This window comes from Euzebya rosea (assembly GCF_003073135.1).
Lineage (GTDB): Bacteria > Actinomycetota > Nitriliruptoria > Euzebyales > Euzebyaceae > Euzebya > Euzebya rosea.
Genome location: NZ_PGDQ01000015.1, coordinates 113,385 through 136,867 on the forward strand (window position 1 = coordinate 113,385; position 23,483 = coordinate 136,867).

The following is a 23,483-nucleotide window of genomic DNA, read 5'->3' on the forward strand; positions in this document are numbered from 1 at the left end:
AGCATGCGCGGCGATCCTGGGAGTTCCCTGAGAGTCCGCCGTGCGCCGGCCGTGGGTCCGCGAGTTCTCGGAAAGCTCTCGTGTTCGTCCCAGCCGGGCCTCAGACGGGCGCCGCAGCATCCCGCGGCATGAGCACTCCCACACCATCGTCGACCGTGACCTGCCGGGACACGCGAAGGCGCGTCCCCCGCTTCCTGGTCCCGCTGCTGGCCCTCGCCCTCGTCGCCTCTGCGTGCGGCGGCGGGGACGACCCCGCTGCCGCCGAGGGCGTCGCGTCCCTCGTGTCGGCCGACGTCGCCGCAGACACCGAGTCCGACATCGGTACCGCCGCGGAGGAGGAGGTCACGGAGGAGGACCTGCTGGACTGGGTGGAGTGCATGCGGGGGGAGGGCATCGACATCGACGACCCCACCGTGGACGCCGACGGCAACCTCACCCTGGCCCCGCCCGGCGGCGGCGACCGTCCCGAGCCCGGTGAAGCCGGTGCTGACGTGACGGCCGGTGGCGGACGGGACGACGCCGGCCGCCAGGAGGCCTTCGACGTGTGCGGCGAGCCGCCGCTGCAGCGGGGCGGGTTCGAGTTCAGCGACGAGGACCTGACCGCGTTGCAGGACCAGGCGCTCGTCTTCGCCCAGTGCATGCGCGACCTCGGCCACGACGTCGCCGACCCGACCCTCGACGGGGGTGGCGGTCCCGGCGGTGGCTTCGGCCAGATGTTCGCGGGCCTCGACCGCGCCGACACAACCGTCCAGGCCGACCTCGAGACGTGTCAGGCCACCGCCTTCGGCGAGGACGGCGCGCCGTTCGGCGCCGGGCGCGGCGCGGGTGGCCCGAGCAGCGCAGGCGGGCAGGGACAGTGATGCGCCGGCTGCTCGTCATCCTGCTCGCCGTGGTCGGCGGGCTGTCCGCCGTGGGCTACGCGATGGCCACCCAGGCCGACAGCCCGTCCGACACCGCCGAGGACGCGACGGTCGGGGCCACGCCCCCGGCCACCACCGAGGTGGTTGTCCGCGACATGGTCGCCACCGAGGAGCTGCAGGGCACGCTCGGCTACGGCGAGTCCAGCACCCTGGTCGCCGCGGCCGAGGGGGTCGTCACGTCCGCCGCGACCGTCGGGACCGTCCTGCAGCCCGGCGACGTCCTGGTGGCCGTCGACCTCGAGCCGACCGTCCTGCTGGCCGGCGCCATCCCGATGTTCCGCGACCTCGACACCAGCGTGGAGGACGGCCCCGACGTCCAGCAGCTCGAGGAGTGGCTGGTGGCGTCCGGCCACGCTGCCGACCTCGACCTCACCGTGGACGAGACCTTCACCAGCGTCACGGCCACGGCGGTGGAGGCATGGGAGACCGCCCTCGGTCGCCTCGACCCCGACGGCGAGGTGGGCGTCGCCGACGTCGTCTTCACCACCGGCACGGTCCGGGTGGACAGCGTTGCTGCCGACGTCGGCAGCCGCGTCCAGGCCGGCAGCGAGCTGTTGTCGGCGACCGGCACGGAGCTGGTCGTCGCCGTCGACCTCGACACCGACGACCTCGACCAGCTGCCGCTGGGGGCCACCGTGGACCTCGAGCTGCCCGACGGCACGCCCACGACCGGCACCGTGGCCACGATCGGCGTCGACGCGGAGTCGACGACCGACACCGAGACCGACACGACCAGCGACCCGTCGGTGCCCGTCATCATCACCCTGGACGACCCGACGGCGACCGACATCGAGGCCGGCACGGTCGCGGTGACGGTCGAGACCGCCCGGGAGGACGACGTCGTCGCCGTCGACGTGACGGCCCTGCTGGCGCTCGCCGAGGGTGGCTACGCCCTGGAGGTGGTGGACGGCGGCAGCACCGGCCTGGTCGGCGTCGAGGTCGGCACCTTCGCCGACGGGTTCGTCGCGGTCACCGGCGTCGAGCCGGGCACCAGCGTGGTGGTGCCGTCGTGACCGCACTCGTAGACGGGCCCGAACCGGTCCTCGAGCTGCGCGGGGTCACCAAGGCCTACCCGGGCGATCCGCCCACCAGGGTCCTGCACGGCATCGACCTGACCGTCCGTCGCGGCGAGCTGCTGGCCATCGTCGGCCCGTCCGGGTCCGGCAAGTCGACGCTGCTGAACCTGACCGGCACGCTGGACCGACCGACGGAGGGGACGGTGGTCGTGACCGGCCACGACGTCGCCACCCTCCGCGACGCCGATCTGTCCGCTCTCCGCGCCCGCGAGATCGGCTTCGTCTTCCAGCAGTTCTTCCTGCTGTCGGGGCTGTCCGCGGTCGACAACGTCGCCGACGGGCTGCTCTACACCGGCCTGCCCCTCCGCGAACGTCGCCGACGTGCCGCCGAGGCGTTGGAACGGGTGGGCCTGGCCCACCGCCTGGACCACAACCCCGAGACGCTGTCGGGTGGCGAACGCCAGCGCGTCGCCGTCGCCAGGGCCCTCGTCGGCCGACCCTCCGTGGTCCTCGCCGACGAACCCACCGGCAACCTCGACTCCCGTTCCAGCGCCGCCATCGTGGCGCTGCTACACCAGCTGCACGAGGAAGGGTCGACCATCGTGGTCATCACCCACGACAGGGAGATCGCGGCGTCCCTGCCGCGCCGGATCGAGATCCGCGACGGCAGCCTGGTCGTGGACTCCGCCGTGGCAGGGGTGGCGTGATGCGACTCCGCCCGTCGCGCCGCCGGACCACCGTCCCGGCCAGCGCCCTGCATGTCGCCGACGTCGTCCGCGTCGCCACCGTCGGGCTGCGGTCCCGACGGATGCGCACGGCCCTGTCGGCGCTGGGCATCGCCATCGGCATCGCCGCCATGGTCGCCGTCCTCGGCATCTCCGAGTCCTCGCGGGCCGACCTGCTGTCGGAGCTCGACGACCTGGGCACCAACCTGCTGAGCGTGCAGGCCGGCATCGGGTTCGGCCTGGGCGCCGACGACGCCGTCCTGCCCGACACCGCCGACGCCATGCTCTCCCGCATCGGCCCGGTCGAGTCGGTGTCGTCGGTGACGTCGGTGACCGCCACGGTCCACCGCAACGACCTCGTGCCCGAGGACCTGACCGGCGGCATCAGCGTGAAGGCCGCCGACACCGACCTGCTGGACACCCTCGTCGGCACCGTCGCCGACGGCGAGTGGCTCGACGCGGTCCGCAGCGACCTGCCGGTGACCGTCCTCGGTGCCGTCACCGCCCAGCGGCTGGGCATCGACGACGTCAGCGACGGCGTCCGCATCTGGCTGGGCGAGCAGTGGTTCACCGTCATCGGCATCCTCGACGAGCTGCCGCTGGCCCCCGACATCGACCGGTCCGCCATCGTCGGCACCGGCATCGCGGCGTCCCTGCTGGAGGCCGACATCACCCCCGAGGTCATCCACCTCCGGGTCGATCCCGAGCTGGTCGACGACGTCCAGGCGGTCATCCCCGCGACCACCAACCCCGAGAACCCCGACCAGGTGGAGGTGTCCCGGCCGAGCGACGCCATCGAGGCCCGGGCGGCCGCCAGCGACGCGTTCACCTCCCTCTTCCTCGGCCTCGGCGCCGTCGCGCTGCTCGTCGGTGGTGTGGGCATCGCCAACGTCATGGTCATCTCCGTCCTCGAACGGCGGTCCGAGATCGGCCTGCGCCGGGCGCTCGGCGCCACCCGGCGGCACGTCACCATCCAGTTCCTCGGCGAGTCCCTGGTCCTGTCGGGCCTCGGGGGCCTCCTCGGCGTCGCCCTCGGCGTCGGGGTCACCATCGCCTACGGCACCTTCCGCAGCTGGCCCGTCGTGATCCCCAGCGTCGCCGTGGCCGCCGGCCTCGGTGCCGCCCTGTTCATCGGCGCGTTCGCCGGCCTGTACCCGGCGCTGCGCGCGTCCCGCCTGTCACCAACCGATGCCCTGAGGACCGTCTGACATGCCCACCATCGAACACGTCCCCTCGTCGACGTCCCGTCGCGTCGTCCGGGTGCTGGCCGTCCCCGTCGTCCTCGGCGTGGCCTGGGCGGCCCTCGGCACCAGCGCGGTCTCCGGGGCGGCCGAGACGACCGTCGGCGACGCTCCGGGCCCCGTGGCCGTCGCCGAGGCCGCCGAGCTCGTCGTCGACGCGACGCTGGACGGCACCGTCGAGCGTGCCGACGAACGCACGTTGACCGTCGGCGGTGGCGTCCTGGCCGTCCCGGTGTCGACCGACGACGGGGCCGTCGCCGCGGGCCAGGCCGCCGTTGCCGGACAGCGCGGGCAGAAGACGGCGCAGGACACCACGGACGACCCAGCACCGGTGCCGGCCACCACGTCAACCGCCACTGAACCCGCCACCAACGAACCGGCCGCCACGGGGCCTGCCGACGCTCCGGCGGCCGCCGAACCCACGCCCACGCCGACGGTCGACCCGGCGCCGACGACCACCACGCCGCCGGTCGACCCATCGCCGACGGCCACGGCGGAGTCGGCGCAGACGGAGGAGCCCGCACCTCAGCCCACCCCGTCGGAGCAGGCCTGCGTGCCCGACACTTCGCCGTCAGCAGAACCGGAGGTCGATCCGACGCCGACCCCCGACCCGACGCCGACCGCGGAACCCGAGTCACTGCCCACGGACACCGGCGACATCAACGACACCAATGACGTCGACTGCGAGGACGCGGACGCAACTGGCCGGCCCGACGACTCGGCAGGTGACGCGCAGGACGGTGATGCCGGCGGCGGCGGCGACCGCACCGGTGGCCAGGCCGCGGGGACGTCCACCCCGCCCGGGGGCGGGACCGGTGGCACCGGCGGCGTCGTCGAGGCCGGCGCGGGCGTGGCCGCCGGCGGTGCGACGCTGACGTCGATCGCCGGGGTGGGCGAACGCCTGGACCTCGGCAGCGTGGCATGGACGCTGGACGCCGAACCCGTCGTCGTCCTGATCGGCGACGGGGTCTGGTACCGCGACCTCGACACCGACGCCGACGACGGCGACGACGTCGCGCTGCTGGAGGCCTCGCTGGTCGCGCTCGGCTACGGCGACGACGACCTGACCGTCGACGCCACCTACACCGCGGCCACCGCCAGCGCAGTCGAGGCCTGGGAGGCCGACCTCGGACGCACCGACCCCGACGGCGTTGTCACCACAGACGAGGTGTTCCTGCTCGACGCGCCGGCGACGATCCTGCGCCACGACGCCATCGTCGGAGCCAGCCTGTCCTCGGGTGCCTCGGTGCTGAGCGTCGGCGGCCAGCAGCAGGTCGTCGTGGTCCCCGCCCCCGCCGACGAGGCACGGGACTGGGAGGTCGGCACCGCCGTCACGCTGCTGGTCGACGACCACGAGGTCGGCACCGGCGTGGTCTCGGCCCGCAGCAGCGCCGTGGAGGGCGGCACCGTCGACGCGGTCGGCACCCGCACCCTGCACGTCACCACCGACCTGGACCTGTCGGACCGGCCCGACGGTTCGGCCATCACCGTCAGCCGGATCGCCGACGGTGCCGTCGCCGCGGTCACGGTCCCCGTGGCCGCGCTTGTCGCCGACCCATCCGGCACCCCCGCGGTCAGGGTCGTCGACGACACCGGCGACACCCTCGTGCCGGTCACCGTCGGCCTCTTGGCCGACGGCCGGGTCGAGATCACCGGCGGCATCGATGCCGGCGTGGAGGTCCGGTTGCCCGGCTGACCCGGTCCGCCGGCTCAGCCGCCCCCGTCGTCGGGGTCGTCGTCACCGTCGCGGCCGAGCAGGCCGCCGACGATGCCGCCGTTGGGACCCGGTGGGTCGTCCGCCGGCGGCGGTGGAGGCGGTGGTGGGGGCACGGTCGTCGGGGGAGGCGGTTCGGGCGCGGCCGACGGCTGGGGCACCGTGGGAACCGGCGCCGGCGCAGGTCGGGGTGGCTGGGGGTTGGTGACCAGCGACGAGGGGCCTCGCGGTGGCGTCGGGTTGTCCCCGTCGCGTTCGTCGCCCTCGCCCGGCTCGGGGAACTCGCGCGGTTCCACCCCCTCCAGCAGCACCGGGGCGAGGTCGGCCCAGATCGTGGCCGGCAGCTGCCCGCCGTAGCAGGCCGCCGAGCAGCCCGGCAGGTTCCGCAGGGGGATGTCGCCGTCGATGTGGCTGACCATCACCGACAGCGCCAGGTCGGGCGTGTAGCCGACGAACCACACCTGCGCGGAGTCCGACGTCGTCCCGGTCTTGCCGGCCTGGGGGATGCCGATGTCGGCACGCCGGCCCGTCCCGCCGTCGACGACGTCCTGCAGCGCAAGGTTGGCTCGGCGGGCCACGCCGGGCGCCACGGCCCGGTAGCAGCGTCCCAACGCGCCGGGATCGTCGGCGACGTCCCAGCCCTCCGCGCCCATACGGCGGGACCACTGCTCGACGTCGTCGGGGTCGGGCTGACGCGGATCCGGCGGGAGCAGCGCCTCACCGTCCGGGCCCGTGACCTCCAGCACCAGCCGGGCAGGGCAGGCCACCCCGTCGTTGGCCAGCGTGCCGAAGGCGCTCGCCATGTCCAGCGCGGTCACCGACGAGGTGCCCAGCACCTGGGTCAGGTCGTTGTCGCGCAGCGTGGACCGGACCCCGAGCCGGGTCGCCATCTGCGTCATCGGACCCGACCCGACCGCCTCGGCCACCTGCGCGAACACGGTGTTGACCGAGCTGGCCGTCGCCTGCCGCAGCGAGCACCGGCCGCCGCAGCCACCGCCCCGCGGGCTCCAGTCGCCGATCGTGATCTGCCCGGGCGCGGCCCACGACGACTCCAGGGTGTAGCCCTGCTCCAGCGCGGCCGCCAGCGCGAAGACCTTGAACGTCGACCCCGACGGGCGACCGTAGTCGGGGTTCAGCGCCAGGTCGACCTGGGAGACCTCGAACCCCCGTCCCGACCATGCCGCCAGGACGTCCCCGGTCGTCGGGTCCAGCGCGACCGCGGCCGGTTCGAACCCGACCTCCTCCGGCAGGTGGTCCACCATCTCCCGCTCCAGGGCCCACTGCTGGTCCAGCTCCACCGTGGCGGTGATCTGCAGGCCGCCCTTGTACAGCAGGTCCGGCCCGTAGGCGTCCAGCAGCTGGCGGCGGATCTCCTCCACCAGGTACGGCGCGGCCGGCGCGGAGTTGGTGGCGGGCACGATGCCGAGGGGTTGCAGCCGCGCGGCGTCGGCCGCCGCCTGCTCGACGAAGCCGTACCGCACCATCTCGTCGAGCACCCGGTTGCGTCGCTCGAGGGTGCCCTCGGGGTCGTCGATGGGGGAGTAGTCGGCCGGTCGCCCGAGCGTCTGGGCGATCGTGGCCGCCTGCGCCAGGTCCAGCTCGGCCGCCCCGATCCCGAAGTAGGTGACCGCGGCCGCTTCGGCGCCGTAGGCCCCCTCGCCGAAGTAGGCACGGTTCAGGTAGGCCTCGAGGATCTCCTCCTTCGACAGGTCCTTCTCCAGCTGCACCGCGAGCACCGCCTCGCGGATCTTGCGGCTGAACGTGCGCTCGGACCCGGTGAAGGCGTTCTTCACGTACTGCTGGGTGAGGGTCGAGGCACCCTCGCGGATCTCCCGCTCGGACACGTTCTGCCACACCGCACGCACGACGCCGAGCGGATCGACGCCCTGGTGGTCGTAGAAGCGATGGTCCTCCGTCGCCAGCACGGCGTCCTGCAGGAACGGCGAGATGGCCGCCAGCGGGACGTACTGGTGCTCGACCTCCGCGGCGAACCGGTACCACGGGGTGCCGTCGCGGTCGAACAGCGACGACGGGCTGCCGAGCTCGCGGGCGGGCGGCAGGCGCCACTCGGTGTTCAGGGCGAGGTAGCCGGCCCCCACCAGCAGCAACGCCACGATCGCGATCGTCGTGGTCAGCGCGATCGCCAGACGCAACACGAACCGTCGGATCACCGCCGTCGAGTGTATGACTAGTCCGGATCGTCTCCGACCGGACGGTTGGCCGCTGTCCGGACGTGGGCACGTTAGGTGCTTGCTACAGCTACCGTTTCTCCTGATGAACGACCTTCGCCGTTCCGACAGATCCCCTTCCCACCCCGACGAGGACCCTCGTTCGGTCGACGAGGTGCGCCTGCGCGACGGGTCCCGCATGTGGGTCCGTCCCATCCGCCCGACCGACCGCAGGCGGATCGAGGAGGGGCTGCAGCTGCTGTCGCCCCGGTCGCGCTACCTGCGGTTCCACAGCGCGGTCCAGCGGCTGTCGTCCTCGCAGCTGGACTACCTGACGCAGGTCGACCACCACGACCACGAGGCGCTGATCGCGCTGGACCCCGACATCGAGGGGGCGCCGGGGATCGGCGTGGCGCGCTACATCCGCCTGGCCGACGACCCGACGATCGCCGAGGCGGCCGTCACCGTGCTCGACGACTACCAGGGCCGGGGGATCGGCACGACCCTGCTGGGCAAGCTCGAGCCGCTCGCGTGGGAGCGCGGCATCCGGACGTTCCGCAACTACGTGCTGGCGGAGAACAAGGCCATGCTGGAGATCTTCGCCCAGCTCGACGGCACGTTCGTGCGCGAGGAGGCCGGCGTCTATCGCGTCGACGTGCCCATCCCCGAACCCGACGCCGAGCAGCCCGACACCCCGGCCGGGAAGTGGATCGCCAGCGTGGCCGCATCCCAGCCGGCCGACATGCATGCGTGGGCGTACCCGTTCGGCTGGCTCGTCGAGCGTGCCGACGATGCGGTCCGCCAGCCCCTGCGGATGATCCGCCGGCTGGTGGAGGAGGGCGCTGAACGTGTCGACGGGGTCCTCAAGGACCGGGCGCTGAAGGACCGGACGCTGAGGAACCGGACGTCCGACGAGGACGCGGTCGCAGCCACCGCCGAACCCGAGGACCAGCATCGCCGGACCGATGATCGGTCCGGCGACGCGTCGACTCCCCGTGACACGGGGGACGAGGACGGGGTCAGAACTCCGTCAGCGTGATCTCGTAGGGCCCGTAGCCGCTGGCGAACGCCGTGGCGACAACCGTGTAGGTCCCCGGCTGGTCGATGGTGTACTCCAGCCGGGCGTTGAGCCCCTCGCCGCCGTCGTCGTCCTGGGCGACCTCGGTGCCGTCCGGGCCGATCAGGCGCAGCAGGGGGTCGGTGCGCTCGTTGGTGCCGACCATGTCGATGCGGATGCGCTGGCCGACGACGCCCTCGTACTCGTAGGAGATCTCCGGCACGGCCTCCGACAGCTCGTCGGTGTCGGTCAGCACCGACGGGAAGGTCAGCGTGATCTCGAACGGGCCGGTCGTGCCGGCGAAGGAGGTGGCCTCGATCCGGTACTGCCCGTCGGCCGGCAGCGTCGTGGAGATCCGGGAGTTGCGGCTCTCGGAGAAGTCGAAGTCGTCGTTCTCCTCGACGAGCGCTCCCGACGGGTCGTAGAGGCGCAGCACGGGGTCGAGGCTGTCGGCCAGGGCGATCATGGAGATCTCCACGGCCGCGCCAGAGGTGGCGTCGAAGAAGAAGTCGACCGACGGGGCGGCGCTGGTGATCTCACCGTTGGCGCTCTCGCCCATTGACATGTCGTCGGATCCGCCCGGCGGGGCAGCCGGTGCGGTCGTGGCCTCGGTGGCCTCGGGGATCGACGGCGCGGGGGGTGGGGTCGGTGCGGGCGGCGCCGGCGGCACCTCCTCCGACGTGGCCTCCGTGGCCGGATCGGTCGCCGCCTCCTCCGTGGTGGCCGCCTCGGTCGCCTCGGTGGCGTCCTCGGTCGAGGCCTCGGTCGTGGCCACGGCCACGGGTTCGTCGTCGTCTCCGCTGAGCAGGAAGAACGCGCCGACGCCGCCACCGATGATCACCAGCGCGGCGATGATGCCGAAGATGATGGGGGCGTTGCTCTTCTTGGGGGGCTGGAAGTCACCGCCGCCGAAGCCGGGAGGGCCACCGAAGCCGGGAGGTCCACCCGGAGGGGGACCGCCGAAGCCCTGCGGGGGCTGCCCACCGGGCGGCTGCTGGCCCCCCGGGGGCTGGCCGCCGAATCCCTGACCGCCGAAGCCGGGCGGGGGCCCGCCGAAGCCGGGTGGTTGCCCGCCGGGTGGCGGTGGCTGGCCTGCGGGGTCGTACCCCCCTTGCGGGGGCTGCTGCCCGAACGGTGGCGGTGGCTGGTTCGACACGTGATACCTCTCTGTCCCTCTGGGCGGGTGCGCCCAGTGCGCAACCTGCCGCGTATGGACCGCCAGTGCAAGGTGGCGTCACGGCCGCAAGGGATTCAGAAGGATTGCGCTGAGGACCCGGCCGCGTCAGGTCCGCGGTGCCGCGATGACCCCCGGGACGCCGGCCCCGACCGGGTCGTCGACATGGGCCAGCTCCGCCAGGTCCCGGCCCGCGCAGGCCTGCTCGAACCGCGCCAGATGGGTCTTGACGCGCTCGACCGCGTACTGGGGGGACTGCTCCCGGGCGATCATGAACGGCCAGTCCGACGCCTGGAGCATCACCAGCTGTCGCCACGCCGCGTCGCGCGACGGACCCGCGGGAAGGGTCAGGAACCGTGCCTCGGCATCGCGGATGGCCGACCAGATCCAGCGGGTCTCGTCGGTCACCCATGCCGCATGGCCCTTGCCCCAGCCCCACGAGGACTCCGGCAGCGCCAGCCGGGTCGTCGGCGGCTGGTCGTCGAGGCGGCGCCGCAGCGTCGTCGGCTGCACGTTGGGGGCCGCGGCCAGTCCGCGCAGCACCGCCTCCAGCCACTGCGGGCCCTCGTACCACCAGTGGCCGAACAGCTCGGTGTCGTAGGCCGCGACCACGGTGGCGCCGTCGGGTCGTGGGTCGAGGTGGCGGCGGACCAGCGCGACGAAGTCCTCGGCGTGGGCACGAACCCGCTCGGCGGCGACCTCGGGCCGGTACGGCTGCTTGGACAGCGACGTGGTGTCGGTGACCCGCCAGGACTTGAAGCCGCCCTCGAGGTCGATCATGTGGAAGTCGCGGTACCACTCGTCGGCCGGGTACCCACCATGGGGGTTCCACACCGCGTAGGAGACCGCCAGGTTGCGGCCGAACGCGGCGACGTCGGAGTCGCCGATCCAGACCGGTCCGTCCAGCACGTCGAGGGGGTCGCCGACGGGGTGCATGACCCCGGCGAGGGTCGACCAGTCCCGCTGCGGCGCACCGGCGGCCCGGGCCAGGGTCGGGCCGTCGAGGACGAGGTGGTCCACGCCGGCCTCGGCCCAGAACGCCTCCAGACCCGGCAGGTCGGCCTCGGAGGGACGAAGGATCGGGGTGCCGTCGGGCATGACGTGCTGCGGTGGTGCCGTCGGGTCGCCCACCCGGCCGGCGGGCCGGTAGCCGCACTCGGGGGTCCACACGCCGGTCGGGCGGTGGCCGAACAGCCGCTCGCCCGTCGCCAGCCCGTCGGCGATCTGGCCACGGATCAGGTCGGGGGAGTCCATCAACGGCAGGTAGGGGTGGGTGGCCGGCCCGCCGAGCAGCTCGATCACGCCGGCGTCGGCGAGGCGGGCCAGGGGGGCGACCAACCCCTCGGCCAGCAACCCGTCCTCGAGCTGCTCCAGCAGGCGGGACTGGCGGGCCCAGTGATGGGTCCACACCGCCCCGAGGGCGGCCTTGTCGTGGACCGGTGCGGCGGACCGGGTCCACTGCAGGTCCAGCAGTCGACGGCCGAGCCAGCCGTGGAACTCGCCCAGCAGGTACGGGTCGGCCATCTGCTCGGCCAGCACCGGGGTGATGCCGAGCGTCAGCAGGTCACGGTGCCCGTCGGCCGCCAGCCGCTCCAGCACGTCGATCAGCGGCAGGTAGGACTCCGACCACGACTGGAACAGCCACTCCTCGCCCACCGGGAAGGTGCCGTTGCGTCGGAACCAGGGCAGGTGGCTGTGCAGCACGAACGCCACGGACCGGCTCATCGGCGAGGACGTCCGCGGTCGACGGGCGCGCGATCGATCGGCCCGTGGGGGAGGCGGCGCGGGGAAGGCATGGACATCGGAGGGTAACCCGGACGACCCTCGGGCCCGATTCCGGGTTCAGCGCGTCGAGGCGCGGGAGGCCGACGGGGTCGTGCCGAACGCCCTGCGGAACTGCCGGCTGAGGGTCGCGGCGTCGGTGAAGCCCCAGCGGAACGCGATCGTCGTGATCGTGGTGTCGTCCATCGCGGGGTCGGCCAGGTCGGCGCGCACCCGCTCGAGCCGTCGACGGCGGATGGTCGAGGCCACGGTGCTGTCGGTCTCCGCGAACGCCGTATGCAGCCAGCGGGGCGACACCCCCAGGCGGTCGGCGATGTGGCCGGGCGACAACGACGGGTCGTCCAGCGAACCCTCGATGATCGAGACGGCCGCCCGGACCAGCCGATCGTGTCGCGTGCCGGGGCCGTCCCCGGGCCGCACCGCCCGGCGGAGCAGGTCCAGTGCGACGTCGACCACGAACCCGGCCTGTGCCGCCGGGACCTGGCGGGCGAGCCCCGCGAGGGCGCGCATGTGGCTGGTGAGCAGGCCGGTCATGGCCCGCGTCGCCGGGAGGTCGATCGGACCCGGCGACACCCCGCGCAGCCGATCGGCGGGGAGCAACAACGTCAGCTTGTGCAGCGGCTCGATGACCCGGAACGACGCGGGAAGGCCCGACCGCCACAGCAACGCGTCGCCGGCCCGCAGGTCCACGGCCACGTCGCCCTGACGGACCTGTTCGCGACCCTCCAGCACGACCAGCAGCCCGACGTGTTCGTCGTCGACCCCCGTCCGCAGGGGCCGCCGTCGCCCGGCCAGCAGGCCGCTGTGGCATTCCACGAGGGCGCCGTCGGCCAGCTCGTGGGACGTCAGGTGGCACTCGACCGGGACCCCCTCCACGAAGTCGAGGTCCCACGGCAGGTGGGTGCGGCCGAGCGCCTCGCGAACCCCGTCCGCCCGCTCGACCACGGGCAGGTCGTCGGTCGTCCAGTCCGGGGCCACGGTGGCCGTCACGTGCGCGAGAACCCTCCTGCTGGCGGCGTCGGCTCGCCGCCTGTTCGCCCAGTGTCAAGGATCGTGCGCTGCGCGACAAGCGTCGTGTCGCTGGCCGGCGGAGGCTGCGACCACGGGCCGATCCCGTCCCGCGCGACCCACGACGCAGGAGGACCAGCAGTGCGACACGACATCGAGTTCACCACCACCGACCGGGTGACCCTCAGGGGGTGGCGATACGACGCGGAGGGCGTGGAGGGGCCAGCCCCGACCGTGGTGATGGCCCACGGCTTCTCCGCCACCAAGGAGATGTACCTCGACGACTTCGCCGAGACCTTCGCGGCGGCCGGGCTGGGCGTGGTCGTCTTCGACCACCGCGGCTTCGGCGACAGCGAGGGCGAACCCCGCCAGCACATCGATCCGCGCCTGCAGATCAACGACTACCGCGACGCCATCACCTGGGCGCAGCAGCAGGACGCCGTCGACGCCGACCGGATCGGCATCTGGGGATCCAGCTACGCGGGTGGCCACGTCCTCGTCGTCGGAGCCATCGACCGACGCGTCAAGTGCGTCGTGTCACAGGTCCCGCTCACCTACGGGCTGGAGTCGGCCCGCCGCCTCATCCGGGGCGACATGTGGGCGGGCCTGCGGGAGGGCTTCGACGCCGACCGCGCCGCCCGCATGGCGGGACAGCCACCGGCCGTGATGCCCGTGACCGCTCCCGAGGGCGAACCGTGCGCGCTGCCGACCGCCGACACGTACGGGTTCTTCACGGGGCTTTCGCCCGACCGCGGCAAGGGCTGGCGCAACGAGGTGACGCTGCACTCCGTGGAGCTGTTCACCGAGTACGAGCCGGCCGAGTACATCGCACGGATCTCGCCCACCCCCCTGCTGCTGGTCGCCGCCCGCGGCGACCACCTGACCCCCTTCGACCTGGCCGCACGTGCCTACGAGGAGGCGCTGGAGCCCAAGCGCTTCCTGGCGCTCGACGGCGGCCACTTCGACGCCTACGTCGACGAGGCGTTCGCCGTCAACGCCCCTGCTCAGCGCGACTGGTTCGTCCAGCACCTCACCTGAGCACGTTCTGGCTTCGCGGACCCGGGCCCCTTCGGGTCCGCGAGGCACTAGGGTTCGCTCCGTTCGCCGCGACACGAGCACCTGCACATCTGGAGGGCATCCACATGAAGGTTCCGTTGACCATCAACGATTTCCTGGACCGCGCGGTCGCGGTCTACCCCGATCGGCTGGCGATCGTGGACGAGCCGGACCAGCCGGCCCCGCCGCTGCCGGACATGACCTACCGCGACCTCGGTGACCACCGCCGGGCCATGGGTGCCGGCCTGGACAGGCTGGGCGTGCCGATGGGTGGCCGGGTGGCGATGGTCAGCCACAACTCCGCTCGCCTGCTGTCGGCGTTCTTCGGCGTCAGCGGCAACGGCCGGGTGTTCGTGCCGATCAACTTCCGCCTGCAGCGCGACGAGGTCGACTACATCGTCAAGCAGTCCGGCGCGGAGATGTTGCTGGTCGACCCGGAGCTGGCGTCCACGCTGTCCGACATCGAGGTCGACCGGTTCGCCGTGCTCGGCGAGGAGTCCGACGCGCTGCTGTACGACTGGGACGGCACCCCGCAGCCGTGGACGCCCGACGAGGACGCCACGGCGTCCATCAACTACACCTCCGGGACCACGGCCCGGCCCAAGGGCGTGCAGCAGACCCATCGGGCACGGTGGACCAACGCCGTCACCTTCGGCTGGCATGCCGCCGTCACCGACCGCGACGTCTACCTGCACACCCTCCCGATGTTCCACTGCGACGGCTGGGGGATGCTCTACACCGTCACCGGCATGGGGGTGCCCCACATCGTGCTGCGCAAGGTCGACGGCACGGAGATCCTCCGCCGGGTCGAGCGCCACGGCGTGACGCTGATGTGCGCCGCACCCGCGGTCATCAACGCCGTGCTGGACGCCGCGCCGAGCTGGGACGGGCCGGTGCCCGGCCGAGACCGGGTCCGCGTCATCGTCGCCGGTGCGCCACCGCCAACGCGAACCATCGAGCGGGTCGAGACCGAGCTCGGCTGGGAGTTCATCCAGATCTACGGCCTGACCGAGACCGCGCCCCTGGTCACGATGAACCGCTGCCGGCAGGAGTGGGACGAGCTGACCCCCCACGAACGGGCCGAGAAGCTCGGCCGGGCCGGCGCCCCGACCATCGGCATCACCATCGACACCGCCCGCGACGGCGAGGTCCTGGCCCGCGGCAACCACATCCTGGCCGGGTACTGGGACAACCCCGAGGCCTCCGCGGACGCCCTGCGACCCGAGGACGGGGAGGAGGTCTGGTTCCACACCGGCGACGGTGGCGTCATCGACGACGAGGGCTACCTGTCCATCACCGACCGCAAGAAGGACGTGATCATCTCCGGCGGCGAGAACGTGTCGTCGATCGAGGTCGAGGACGTCATCTTCGCCCACCCCGACGTGGCGGAGGTCGCCGTGATCGGCGTGCCCGACGAGAAGTGGGGCGAGACCGTCATCGCGCTGGTCCTGCCCAACCCCGGGGCGGAGCTGACCGAGCAGGACATCATCGACCACTGCCGGAAGACGCTGGCCCACTACAAGTGCCCGACGAAGGTGGAGTTCCGCGAGGAGCTCGCCCGCACCGCCACCGGCAAGCTGCAGAAGTACAAGCTGCGCCAGCCCTACTGGGAGGGCATGGACAAGCAGGTCGGCTGACCCGCCGGCCCGTCAGGCGCTGCAGACCGCCAGCAGGTCGAGGCTGTCCCCGAGGTCGTCCTCGGACCACACGAAGTCGCGTGGGCCGATGCGTCGGACCAGGGTGTGCAGCCAGCGGGGCCATTCCTCGACCGGCTGCAGCACCATGTCGGTGAAGGCCCGGCCGGTGGCGTCCTCGGCTGCGGTGATCCGGGCGCCGTGGTGCAGGCCCAGCAGCCTGGTCACCGCGAAGCCACCGACGTCGGTCAGGCGTTCGACCAGCTCGACGGGCGAGAACTCCTCGACGTGGAAGACGTTGGTCGGCTCGTGGCTGTGCGGGGTGAAGGTCAGCCGGTTGGGGGTGGCCACGATCAGCTCGCCGCCGGGCCGCAGGATCCGTCGCTGCTCGCCGAGGAACCGGCCGACGTCGGGCAGGTGCTCGATGACCTGCAGGTTGACCACGACGTCGGTCTCGCCCGTCGGCAGGCCGGTGTCGCAGATGTCGGCGGTCAGGAAGTCGACTGCCTCGGCGGACCCGTAGCGCCGACGGGCGTGCTCGGCGACGGTCTCGACCAGCTCGACCCCGGTGGCGGAGGCGGCGACCGCGCCCAGCATGGCCGTGCCGTATCCCTCGCCCGATCCCGAGTCGACCACGCGCTTGCCGACGCTGCGCGCCGCCGCGAACCGGTAGGCGACGACGTGCCGCTGGAACCAGTAGTTCTCCTCGGGGATCCCGGGGACGGTCCGCTCGCCGGTCAGGGGCAACGACGGGGTCGGCTCGGCAGCGACAGGGGCCGTGGGTTCGACAGTCATGGGGTGGGGAGGGTAATCCGCCCGCACCGACGCCGGCGCATCGGCCTACGGTGGGGGCATGGCCGAGCCGAGCCGACCCGCGGGTGGGGGCAGCGGCGCGCTCGTCCTGCTCCTGCTGGTCATCGGGGTCGCCCTGCTGGTCCGCAGTCCGGCCACCACACCGCAGCCGAACGGCCCCGTCGCAGCGTTCGCGAAGGCGCCCCCGCCGGTCACCCCCGAGGAGTACATGGCGGCCGTCGCCGGCGGCACGTGGACGACCTTCGGGGCCCGACCACCGGTCAACGGCTTCAACCCCGGCCCGTCGGTGTGGACCGGGACACAGCTGCTGGTCGGCTTCACCCCCGATGTCGCCCGCCTGGACCTGTCCGCCCCGCTGGGGGAGGCCTGGGTGTCCCTGCCGCCCCACCCCTCGGGGGCGGTGGACGTCGAGTCGGTGGTCCACCTCGACGGCGAGGTCATCACCTACGGCCCGACGACGTGCGCGGGCTGCGGGCCGACCCCGGCGGTCCATGCCCTGGACGTCGACACGGCGACGTGGCGCGAGCTGCCTCCCGTCCCCGGCGACGTGGCCGGGCAGTCGCAGCTGGTCGTCGTCGGCGGGCGCGTCGTCCTCGTCGGGACCGCCGAGGACGGCGTCGACGTGCACCTCCTCGACGAGGGTGTCGGCGCCTGGGTCGACCTCGACGCCCCGTCGCTGCCGGGCCCCGTTCGGTGGCAGGCCGTCGGGGCCGGCTCGTCGCTGATCGTGCTGGGCACGATGTCGCCGCCGGACGGCACGTCGGTGGGCGGGGCGCTCGCGTGGGATGCCGACCGTGGCTGGCGCGAGCTCGTCGACGGTGCGGTCCCGCCCCCGGGCGTGGAGCAGGCGGCGGCGGTGTGGACTGGGGAGGAGGTCGTCGTGCTGGGCGGCCGGGAGGCGGACGGGGACAGCCCGTACGCGCGCGCCTGGGCCCTCCGTGTGGGAGAAGGGGAGTGGCGACGACTGCCACCCCTCCCGGCATCGTTCGTGGCCATGCCGGACCTGTCGCGGGTCCGGATGCTGGACGGGCTGGTCGGCACGTGGGACGGACAGCAGGCGGTGTTCGTCGGCGGCCTGACCGCGCCGTTGTTCGCCTCGTGGATCCCGGGGACCGGGTGGGCGATGCGGCTGCCGACCAGCCCCCGGGCGGGCGGCCGGGTGTGGTGGACCGGGGAGCAGCTGCTGTTGTGGGGTGGGGTGGACCGGGGCGGCCCGGCCCAGGACCTGCAGCTGTGGCCGACCCGCCCGGGCTTCTCCGGCACCGCCGTCGACGACGGGGACACGGGGGTGGCCGAGGAGCTCGACCACGCCGATGTGGGAGTCGACCCCGCAGGTGGGTAGGCTCCGCCACGATTTCGGGACGACGGCTTCGCGATGTTACCGTTCGGTAACCAGACTCAGCGGGTCCGACGTGCATCCAGCCAGACGCCGACGCTCGCCCCGTTCTCTTTCCGTCCCCAACGACTGTGAGGCAAAAACCGTGCGAATCATCTGCCCGGTCAAGCGCGTGCCGGACACGGCCGCAGAGAAGAAGGTCACCGAGGACCTGACCGTCGACCGCGATTCGGTCGAGGCCATCCTCAACGCCAACGACGAGTGGTCGATCGAGGAGGCGCTGCGGATCAAGGAATCCCGCGACGACGTCGAGATCGTGGCCCTCTGCATGGGGCCCGACACGGCCCAGCAGACCGTCCGCAAGGCCCTGTCCTACGGGCTGGACGCGGCCATCCAGATCACCGACGACGCCGTCGCCGGCTCCGACGCCGTGGCGACCGCCCGCGTCCTGGCCGCCGCGCTGAAGGACGAGGAGTGGGACCTCATCATCATGGGCAACCAGTCCTCCGACGCCCGGTCGATGCTGGTCCCCGCGATGCTGGCGGAGTTCCTCGACGTCCCGGCGCTGACCTACGCCAAGCGCCTCGCCGTGGGCGATGACGGTTCGGTCGAGGCCGACCGCGAGACCGCCGGTGGCCACGAGACCGTGCAGGCCACCCTGCCGGCCGTCGTCTCCGTCGTCGAGGCCATCAACGAGCCGCGCTACCCCAACTTCAAGGGGATCATGGCGGCCAAGAAGAAGCCGCTGGAGACCAAGGACCTGGCTGCCATCGGCCTGTCCGCCGACGACGCCGGCCACGCCGGGTCGGCCACCAAGGTCCTCGAGGCCACGCCCAAGCCCCCCAAGGAGGCCGGCGAGAAGATCGAGGACGACGGGACCGGGCAGGTGGGTGCGAAGGCGCTCGTCGACTTCCTGGTCGAGAAGAAGTTCATCTAGCCAGACGAGACGCCACAAGGAGCATCGAACATGACTGACATCCTCGTCCTCGTCGAGCACGACGCAGGAACCCCGAAGAAGATCTCCAACCAGATCCTGACCGCCGCCAAGGCCAAGGGTGACGGCGACGTCATCGCCGCGCTGTTCGGCGCGGGTGCCGCCGAGGCCGCCGACAAGGTCGGCGAGTACGGCGCGACCAAGGCGCTGGTCTGGGAAGGTGCCGAGGCCGACGACTACGCCACCGAGCCGAAGGTCGCCGCCCTGCAGGCTGCGATCGAGGCCTCCGGCGCGTCGATCGTGCTGTACGCCGCTGACCCGTTCGTCACCGACGTCGTCGCCCGCTGCGCCGTGCGCGTCGGCGGTGGCGTCGTTGCCGACGCCGTCGACCTCGAGCTCGAGGGCGACCGCATGGTGGCCACCAAGGCCATCTTCGGTGGCGACATGAACTCCCGTTGCCAGGTGCAGGGCGACCGCACCCAGTTCGTGGGTGTGAAGGCCAACAGCTTCCAGGCGGAGTCCTCCGGCGGCGGCGCTGCCGAGGTCACCACCCTGGACGTCTCCCTGCCCGAGAGCGCGACCCGCGCCAAGATCTCCGACCGCGTCGAGGCCGAGGCCTCGGGTCGTCCGGAGATGACCGAGGCGGCCATCATCGTCTCGGGCGGGCGTGGTTTGGGCAACGCCGAGGGCTTCGACCTCGTCGGCGAGCTGGCCGACGCGCTCGGCGGTGCCGTCGGTGCGTCGCGTGCGGCGACCGACGCCGGCTGGATCCCCCACAACCACCAGATCGGCCAGACCGGCAAGACCGTGTCCCCGAGCCTGTACGTGGCCAGCGGCATCTCCGGCGCCATCCAGCACCGCGCCGGCATGCAGACGTCCCAGACCATCGCGGTCATCAACAAGGACGCCGAGGCCCCGATCTTCTCCATCGCCGACATCGGCATCGTGGGCGACCTGTACAAGGTCATCCCGCCGCTGGTCGAGGAGATCAACAAGCGCAAGGGCTGAGCGAGCACCCGAGCCCGCGACGCAGGAGCGTTGCGAGGCGCGGAGCGAAGCCCGTCCGCTGCGGAGCAGCGGCAATGAACAAGGGCTAGAACTCCTCGTTTCTCGACACCCCGCTGGCTTCGGCCGGCGGGGTGTCGTCGTGTTCGGCCACGCAGGTGTCCGTCGGTCGTTCGGACGGTTTGGGACCGCCGATGCGGGGCTATGTGTTCCGGTGACGCACCCCCGCCACACCAAGGAGATGACCCACATGGCCGCTTGGCCCGTAGCCGGACTCGACGACGCAACCGCCGAGAAGGTTCGCACGCTGCTGCAGGAGCGCCTCGTCGCGCTGATCGACCTCCAGCTGACCCTGAAGCACGTGCACTGGAACGTGGTCGGCCCCAACTTCATCGGGGTCCACGAGATGCTCGACCCGCACGTGGAGACCGTCCGCGGCTTCACCGACACCGTCGCCGAGCGCATCGCCACCCTCGGCGGCCAGCCGATCGGCACGCCCGGCCACGTCGCCTCGACCCGCAGCTGGGACGAGTACGACGTCCGCCGCGCCAACGTCGAGACCCACCTCAAGGCGCTGGACGCCGTGTACTGCGGCTTGATCAGCGACCACCGCAAGGTGATGGAGGAGCTCGAGGAGCTGGACCTGGTCAGCCACGACATGTTCGTCGAGCAGACCGAGGCCCTCGAGCTGCAGCAGTGGTTCGTCCGCGCACACCTCGCCAACGCCGACGGCGAGCTGCCCGGCTAGCCCCGGCCCTCACCGACCCAGCCCTTCCAGGGACCACGAGACCGCCTCCATCGGGGGTGGTCTCGTGCGTGGGGTTGACATGTGACCAATGGGTCACCTATTGTGCGCCAGTGTGGACGAGGTGTTCAGGGCGCTGGGGGACCCGACGAGGCGACAGCTGCTGGACGCGCTGTTCGTCGAGGACGGGCAGACCCTCAGCGGGCTGGAGGCTCGGTTCGAGATGACGCGGTTCGGGGTCGCCAAGCACCTGAAGGTGCTGGAGGAGGCCGGGCTGGTCGTCGTCCGACGGCAGGGGCGAGAGAAGCACCACCATCTCAACCCCGTCCCCATCAGGCTGGTCCACGACCGGTGGGTCAGCAAGTACCGGGAGGGCTGGGCCGGGATGCTCAGCGAGCTCAAGCACGAACTGGAGACCACGATGGAGAAGGTGTACGAGATCTACATCCGCACCACGCCGCAGCGGCTGTGGGAGGCCATCACCGACCCGACGATCCGGGCCAAGTACAACTTCGGGGCCGGAGTCACCTCCGACTGGAAGGTGGGCTCGCCCCTCCGCATGGCCCACCCCGAGGCGGGCGTCGAGCTGGGTGAGGGCGAGGTCCTCGAGGTCGATCCGCCGACCAGGCTCGTCCATTCCCTCCGGGCGCTGTGGAGCGACGACGTCAGGGCCGAGGGCACCTCACGTGTCACGTGGGAGATCGAGCAGGTCGAGGACTCCTGCCGGCTGACCGTCGTGCACGACGAGCTGCGCGAGGACGCCAACGACGAGCTCTACGGCGGCTGGCCCATGATCCTCTCCGGTCTCAAGACCTGGCTGGAGAGCGGTGAGCTGCTGACCACCCCCGGCTCCCTGATGTACTCGTGATGGACTTCCTCATCGAGCTGATCCTGCTGCCCGTGACCGACGTGGACCGGGCGAAGGCCTTCTACGCCGACCGGCTCGGCTGGTCGGTCAAGGTGGACCACCAGCAGAGCGATACCTTCCGGGTCGTGCAGGTGGATCCACCGGGGTCGTCCTGCTCCGCGACGTTCGGCGTCGGCATCACCGAACCCGGCGCCCCGCCCGTGAAGGGCACCCACCTCGTCGTGCGTGACATCGCCGCCGCCCGCGACCTGCTCACTGGCAACGGGGTGGAGGTCAGTGAGATCCGACACATGACCGAGCATGGCTGGCAGCCGGGTGCCGACCCCGAGCACCGGGACTACGCGTCGTTCGCCGACTTCGCCGACCCCGACGACAACACCTGGGTCCTCCAGGAGGTCGGGCACCCCGCCTCGGCAGGAGTGACGAACCGGCCGCCCGACGTGACGTAGGCTGCGTTCGGGACGATCGGTTCCGTGCCGGAAGGGGTGATGATGGACGACGCCGTACCCACCCAGCCGTCGAGGGGTGGACGGCTGCTGCCGCACGACTGGGATGCCGCCTACGACGGCACGCCGCCGTGGGACATCGGACGCCCGCAGGCACCGTTCGTCGCCCTGGTCGAGTCCGGCACGTTGCGTGGCCGGGTGCTGGACCTGGGATGCGGGACCGGTGAGCACGCACTGCTGGCGGCCGAGCTCGGGCTGTCGGCCACCGGCGTGGACATCGCCCCCGCGGCGATCGAGCGGGCCCGGGCCAAGGCGCGCGAGCGGGGCCTGGACGTGCGCTTCCTCGCCCGCGACGCGTTGACCCTCGACGAGCTCGGGGAGACCTTCGACGTCGTGCTCGACTGCGGGTTCTTCCACGTGCTTCCTGACGACGCACGACCGCGCTTGGTCGAGAGGCTCCGGACGGTCCTGTCGCCGGGCGGGACGTACCACCTGCTGTGCTTCAGCGATCGCGTGCCGGGCGATGACGGGCCACGCCGGATCACGCAGGCCGAGATCCTCGAGGTGTTCGACGGGCACGGCCTCGACGTCGCGTCGATCGACGAGTCGGGCATCGAGGCCACGTTCCTCGACGTGCCGGTGCCGGCGTGGTTGGCCCGGGTGGTCCGCCGGGCGGCCTGACACCAGGACGCCGCCGATTCGGGCCTCGCTTCGCTCCGTTCCTACCTCCGGCGTTGTTGGTCTCGGCAGGCTCCGCCTGCCCGCCGCCGATTCGGGCCTCGCTGACGCTCGGTTCCTATCGGCGGCGTTGTTGGTCTCGGCAGGCTCCGCCTGCCCGCCGCCGATTCGGGCCTCACTTCGCTCCGTTCCTACCTCCGGCGTCGTTGGTCTCGGCAGGCTCCGCCTGCCCGCCGTCGGTACGGGCCTCGCTTCGCTCCGTTCCTACCTCCGGCGTTCCATCAGCACCGTGTCGCGCCATTCCCCATCCAGCTGGGCGAGGCGGTCGCGGACGCCGACGGTGCGGAAGCCGGCGGAGCGGTGGAGGCGCAGGCTCGCGCGGTTCTCGGGGAAGACCACGGCCTGGAGGGTCCACAGGCCGGCGGCGTCGGCGCCTCGCACCAGCCCGTCGATCAGCGCCACCCCAACCCTGCGGCCACGGAACGCCTCGGCCACGTAGACCTGGGTCTCCGCGACGCCGCGGTAGCAGTCACGCGGCGAGGTCGGCGACAGCGCAGCCCAGCCGGCCACCTCGCCATCGATCGTCGCGACCAGCCGGTGGTCGGCCAGCCACTTCCCGTCCAGCGCCGCCACCGACGCGACCTCGGTCTCGAAGGTCGCCAGCCGGGTGGCGATCCCCTCCGCCATGATCCGTCGCACGTCCCCCCAGTCGCCGTCCTCCATGGCCCGAACGGCGACGTCGGTCGGCACGTCCTCCGGACAGCACGGCAACGTGCCGAGCGTGCCCATGACGACGTCGGCGGCATGCGGCAGGCCCGAGCAGCAGGCCTCGTTCACCCGGACGATCGTCGACGTGCCGACCTTCTCCAGGTGCACGAACCCGGCCTCGGCCAGCAGCTTGACGTGGTGGGAGCAGGTGGGCTGGGCGATCCCCACCCGCTTGGCCAGCGCACCGATGGCGGTGCCGTCACCCGGGGCGGTCGCCACCGCGTGCAGCACCTGGACCCGCGTCGGATCGGCCAGCGTGGCGAACCACGCCGCGTAGGTCTCGGCGGCCGATGCGTCCAGCGTGCCGGGTTCCGACGCGGGCTCGCAGCCGCTTGGGCCGCACGCGTCAGCGGTGGGGGAGGAAATGATCTCGAGTTCGGTTGCGCTCATCCATC

At 72.3% G+C, this 23,483-nt stretch carries 21 protein-coding genes; 15 read left to right on the forward strand and 6 right to left on the reverse strand.

Annotated features, from left to right (window positions below; translation table 11 throughout):
- The first annotated feature begins 128 nt into the window (after positions 1-128).
- The 5 genes from CUC05_RS19005 to CUC05_RS19025 are packed head-to-tail and all read left to right on the forward strand — an operon-like array spanning position 129 to position 5,598.
- Entirely contained in the window at positions 129-860 is a 732-nt protein-coding gene (locus CUC05_RS19005) for a hypothetical protein (RefSeq protein WP_157965765.1), read from the forward strand.
- Positions 860-1,933 carry an efflux RND transporter periplasmic adaptor subunit gene (locus CUC05_RS25730; protein ID WP_108667701.1) on the forward strand — a complete coding sequence of 358 codons (1,074 nt, stop codon included), beginning with the start codon at positions 860-862 and terminating at the stop codon, positions 1,931-1,933. Before CUC05_RS19005 ends, CUC05_RS25730 begins: the two co-directional genes overlap by 1 nt.
- Positions 1,930-2,643, forward strand: a complete 714-nt coding sequence (locus tag CUC05_RS25735) for an ABC transporter ATP-binding protein (protein WP_108667702.1) — start codon at positions 1,930-1,932, stop codon at positions 2,641-2,643. Before CUC05_RS25730 ends, CUC05_RS25735 begins: the two co-directional genes overlap by 4 nt.
- Positions 2,643-3,869 carry an ABC transporter permease gene (locus tag CUC05_RS19020; RefSeq protein ID WP_108667703.1) on the forward strand — a complete coding sequence of 409 codons (1,227 nt, stop codon included), beginning with the start codon at positions 2,643-2,645 and terminating at the stop codon, positions 3,867-3,869. Before CUC05_RS25735 ends, CUC05_RS19020 begins: the two co-directional genes overlap by 1 nt.
- Position 3,870: 1 nt before the next feature.
- Positions 3,871-5,598: a peptidoglycan-binding protein gene (locus CUC05_RS19025; RefSeq protein ID WP_108667704.1), complete on the forward strand. Its 1,728-nt coding sequence runs from the start codon at positions 3,871-3,873 to the stop codon at positions 5,596-5,598.
- Positions 5,599-5,612: 14 nt separating this feature from the next.
- On the opposite strand, the gene CUC05_RS19030 is transcribed toward CUC05_RS19025, so the two are convergent.
- Positions 5,613-7,787 (reverse strand): transglycosylase domain-containing protein, encoded by a 2,175-nt coding sequence (locus tag CUC05_RS19030; RefSeq protein ID WP_170128062.1) that lies wholly within the window; start codon positions 7,785-7,787, stop codon positions 5,613-5,615.
- A 103-nt stretch (positions 7,788-7,890) separates the two neighbouring features.
- Here CUC05_RS19030 and CUC05_RS19035 point away from each other — a divergent pair, with 103 nt between their 5' ends.
- Positions 7,891-8,823 carry a GNAT family N-acetyltransferase gene (locus CUC05_RS19035; protein WP_170128063.1) on the forward strand — a complete coding sequence of 311 codons (933 nt, stop codon included), beginning with the start codon at positions 7,891-7,893 and terminating at the stop codon, positions 8,821-8,823.
- Here CUC05_RS19035 and CUC05_RS19040 read toward each other — a convergent pair.
- The 3 genes from CUC05_RS19040 to CUC05_RS19050 all read right to left on the reverse strand — a co-directional run bounded on the left by CUC05_RS19040 (position 8,804) and on the right by CUC05_RS19050 (position 12,787).
- Entirely contained in the window at positions 8,804-9,997 is a 1,194-nt protein-coding gene (locus tag CUC05_RS19040; RefSeq protein WP_108667706.1) for a pre-peptidase C-terminal domain-containing protein, read from the reverse strand. The genes CUC05_RS19035 and CUC05_RS19040 overlap by 20 nt on opposite strands.
- 126 nt (positions 9,998-10,123) lie before the next feature.
- Entirely contained in the window at positions 10,124-11,740 is a 1,617-nt protein-coding gene (locus CUC05_RS19045) for a 1,4-alpha-glucan branching protein domain-containing protein (protein WP_108667707.1), read from the reverse strand.
- 117 nt (positions 11,741-11,857) lie between these two features.
- On the reverse strand, positions 11,858-12,787 hold the full coding sequence (locus CUC05_RS19050; RefSeq protein ID WP_108667708.1) for a helix-turn-helix domain-containing protein: 930 nt from the start codon (positions 12,785-12,787) through the stop codon (positions 11,858-11,860).
- Between the two features lie 159 nt (positions 12,788-12,946).
- Between CUC05_RS19050 and CUC05_RS19055 the strand changes: the two genes are divergently transcribed.
- Together CUC05_RS19055 and CUC05_RS19060 are read left to right on the forward strand one after the other, a co-directional pair.
- Positions 12,947-13,843 carry an alpha/beta hydrolase gene (locus tag CUC05_RS19055; protein ID WP_108667709.1) on the forward strand — a complete coding sequence of 299 codons (897 nt, stop codon included), beginning with the start codon at positions 12,947-12,949 and terminating at the stop codon, positions 13,841-13,843.
- A 104-nt stretch (positions 13,844-13,947) separates the two neighbouring features.
- Positions 13,948-15,498 carry an AMP-binding protein gene (locus CUC05_RS19060; RefSeq protein ID WP_108667710.1) on the forward strand — a complete coding sequence of 517 codons (1,551 nt, stop codon included), beginning with the start codon at positions 13,948-13,950 and terminating at the stop codon, positions 15,496-15,498.
- 12 nt (positions 15,499-15,510) lie between these two features.
- Here CUC05_RS19060 and CUC05_RS19065 read toward each other — a convergent pair whose 3' ends face one another.
- Positions 15,511-16,290, reverse strand: coding sequence for a class I SAM-dependent methyltransferase (locus CUC05_RS19065; protein WP_108667711.1), 780 nt, complete (start codon positions 16,288-16,290; stop codon positions 15,511-15,513).
- A gap of 58 nt (positions 16,291-16,348) precedes the next feature.
- Between CUC05_RS19065 and CUC05_RS19070 the strand changes: the two genes are divergently transcribed.
- The 7 genes from CUC05_RS19070 to CUC05_RS19100 all read left to right on the forward strand — a co-directional run bounded on the left by CUC05_RS19070 (position 16,349) and on the right by CUC05_RS19100 (position 22,323).
- Positions 16,349-17,650 (forward strand): hypothetical protein, encoded by a 1,302-nt coding sequence (locus CUC05_RS19070; RefSeq protein WP_108667712.1) that lies wholly within the window; start codon positions 16,349-16,351, stop codon positions 17,648-17,650.
- A 139-nt stretch (positions 17,651-17,789) separates the two neighbouring features.
- On the forward strand, positions 17,790-18,581 hold the full coding sequence (locus tag CUC05_RS19075; RefSeq protein ID WP_205712432.1) for an electron transfer flavoprotein subunit beta/FixA family protein: 792 nt from the start codon (positions 17,790-17,792) through the stop codon (positions 18,579-18,581).
- A gap of 30 nt (positions 18,582-18,611) precedes the next feature.
- Complete coding sequence (locus CUC05_RS19080; RefSeq protein ID WP_108667714.1) at positions 18,612-19,586, forward strand: electron transfer flavoprotein subunit alpha/FixB family protein; 975 nt, start codon at positions 18,612-18,614, stop codon at positions 19,584-19,586.
- Between the two features lie 247 nt (positions 19,587-19,833).
- Positions 19,834-20,331, forward strand: coding sequence for a DNA starvation/stationary phase protection protein Dps (gene dps, locus CUC05_RS19085; RefSeq protein ID WP_108667767.1), 498 nt, complete (start codon positions 19,834-19,836; stop codon positions 20,329-20,331).
- 112 nt (positions 20,332-20,443) lie between these two features.
- Positions 20,444-21,196, forward strand: coding sequence for an ArsR/SmtB family transcription factor (locus CUC05_RS19090; RefSeq protein WP_108667715.1), 753 nt, complete (start codon positions 20,444-20,446; stop codon positions 21,194-21,196).
- Complete coding sequence (locus CUC05_RS19095) at positions 21,196-21,645, forward strand: VOC family protein (RefSeq protein ID WP_108667716.1); 450 nt, start codon at positions 21,196-21,198, stop codon at positions 21,643-21,645. The genes CUC05_RS19090 and CUC05_RS19095 overlap by 1 nt, the downstream gene beginning before the upstream one ends.
- Before the next feature lie 24 nt (positions 21,646-21,669).
- Entirely contained in the window at positions 21,670-22,323 is a 654-nt protein-coding gene (locus tag CUC05_RS19100) for a class I SAM-dependent methyltransferase (protein WP_205712433.1), read from the forward strand.
- Between the two features lie 261 nt (positions 22,324-22,584).
- On the opposite strand, the gene CUC05_RS19105 is transcribed toward CUC05_RS19100, so the two are convergent.
- Positions 22,585-23,478 carry a helix-turn-helix domain-containing GNAT family N-acetyltransferase gene (locus CUC05_RS19105; protein ID WP_108667718.1) on the reverse strand — a complete coding sequence of 298 codons (894 nt, stop codon included), beginning with the start codon at positions 23,476-23,478 and terminating at the stop codon, positions 22,585-22,587.
- Positions 23,479-23,483: the final 5 nt, after the last annotated feature.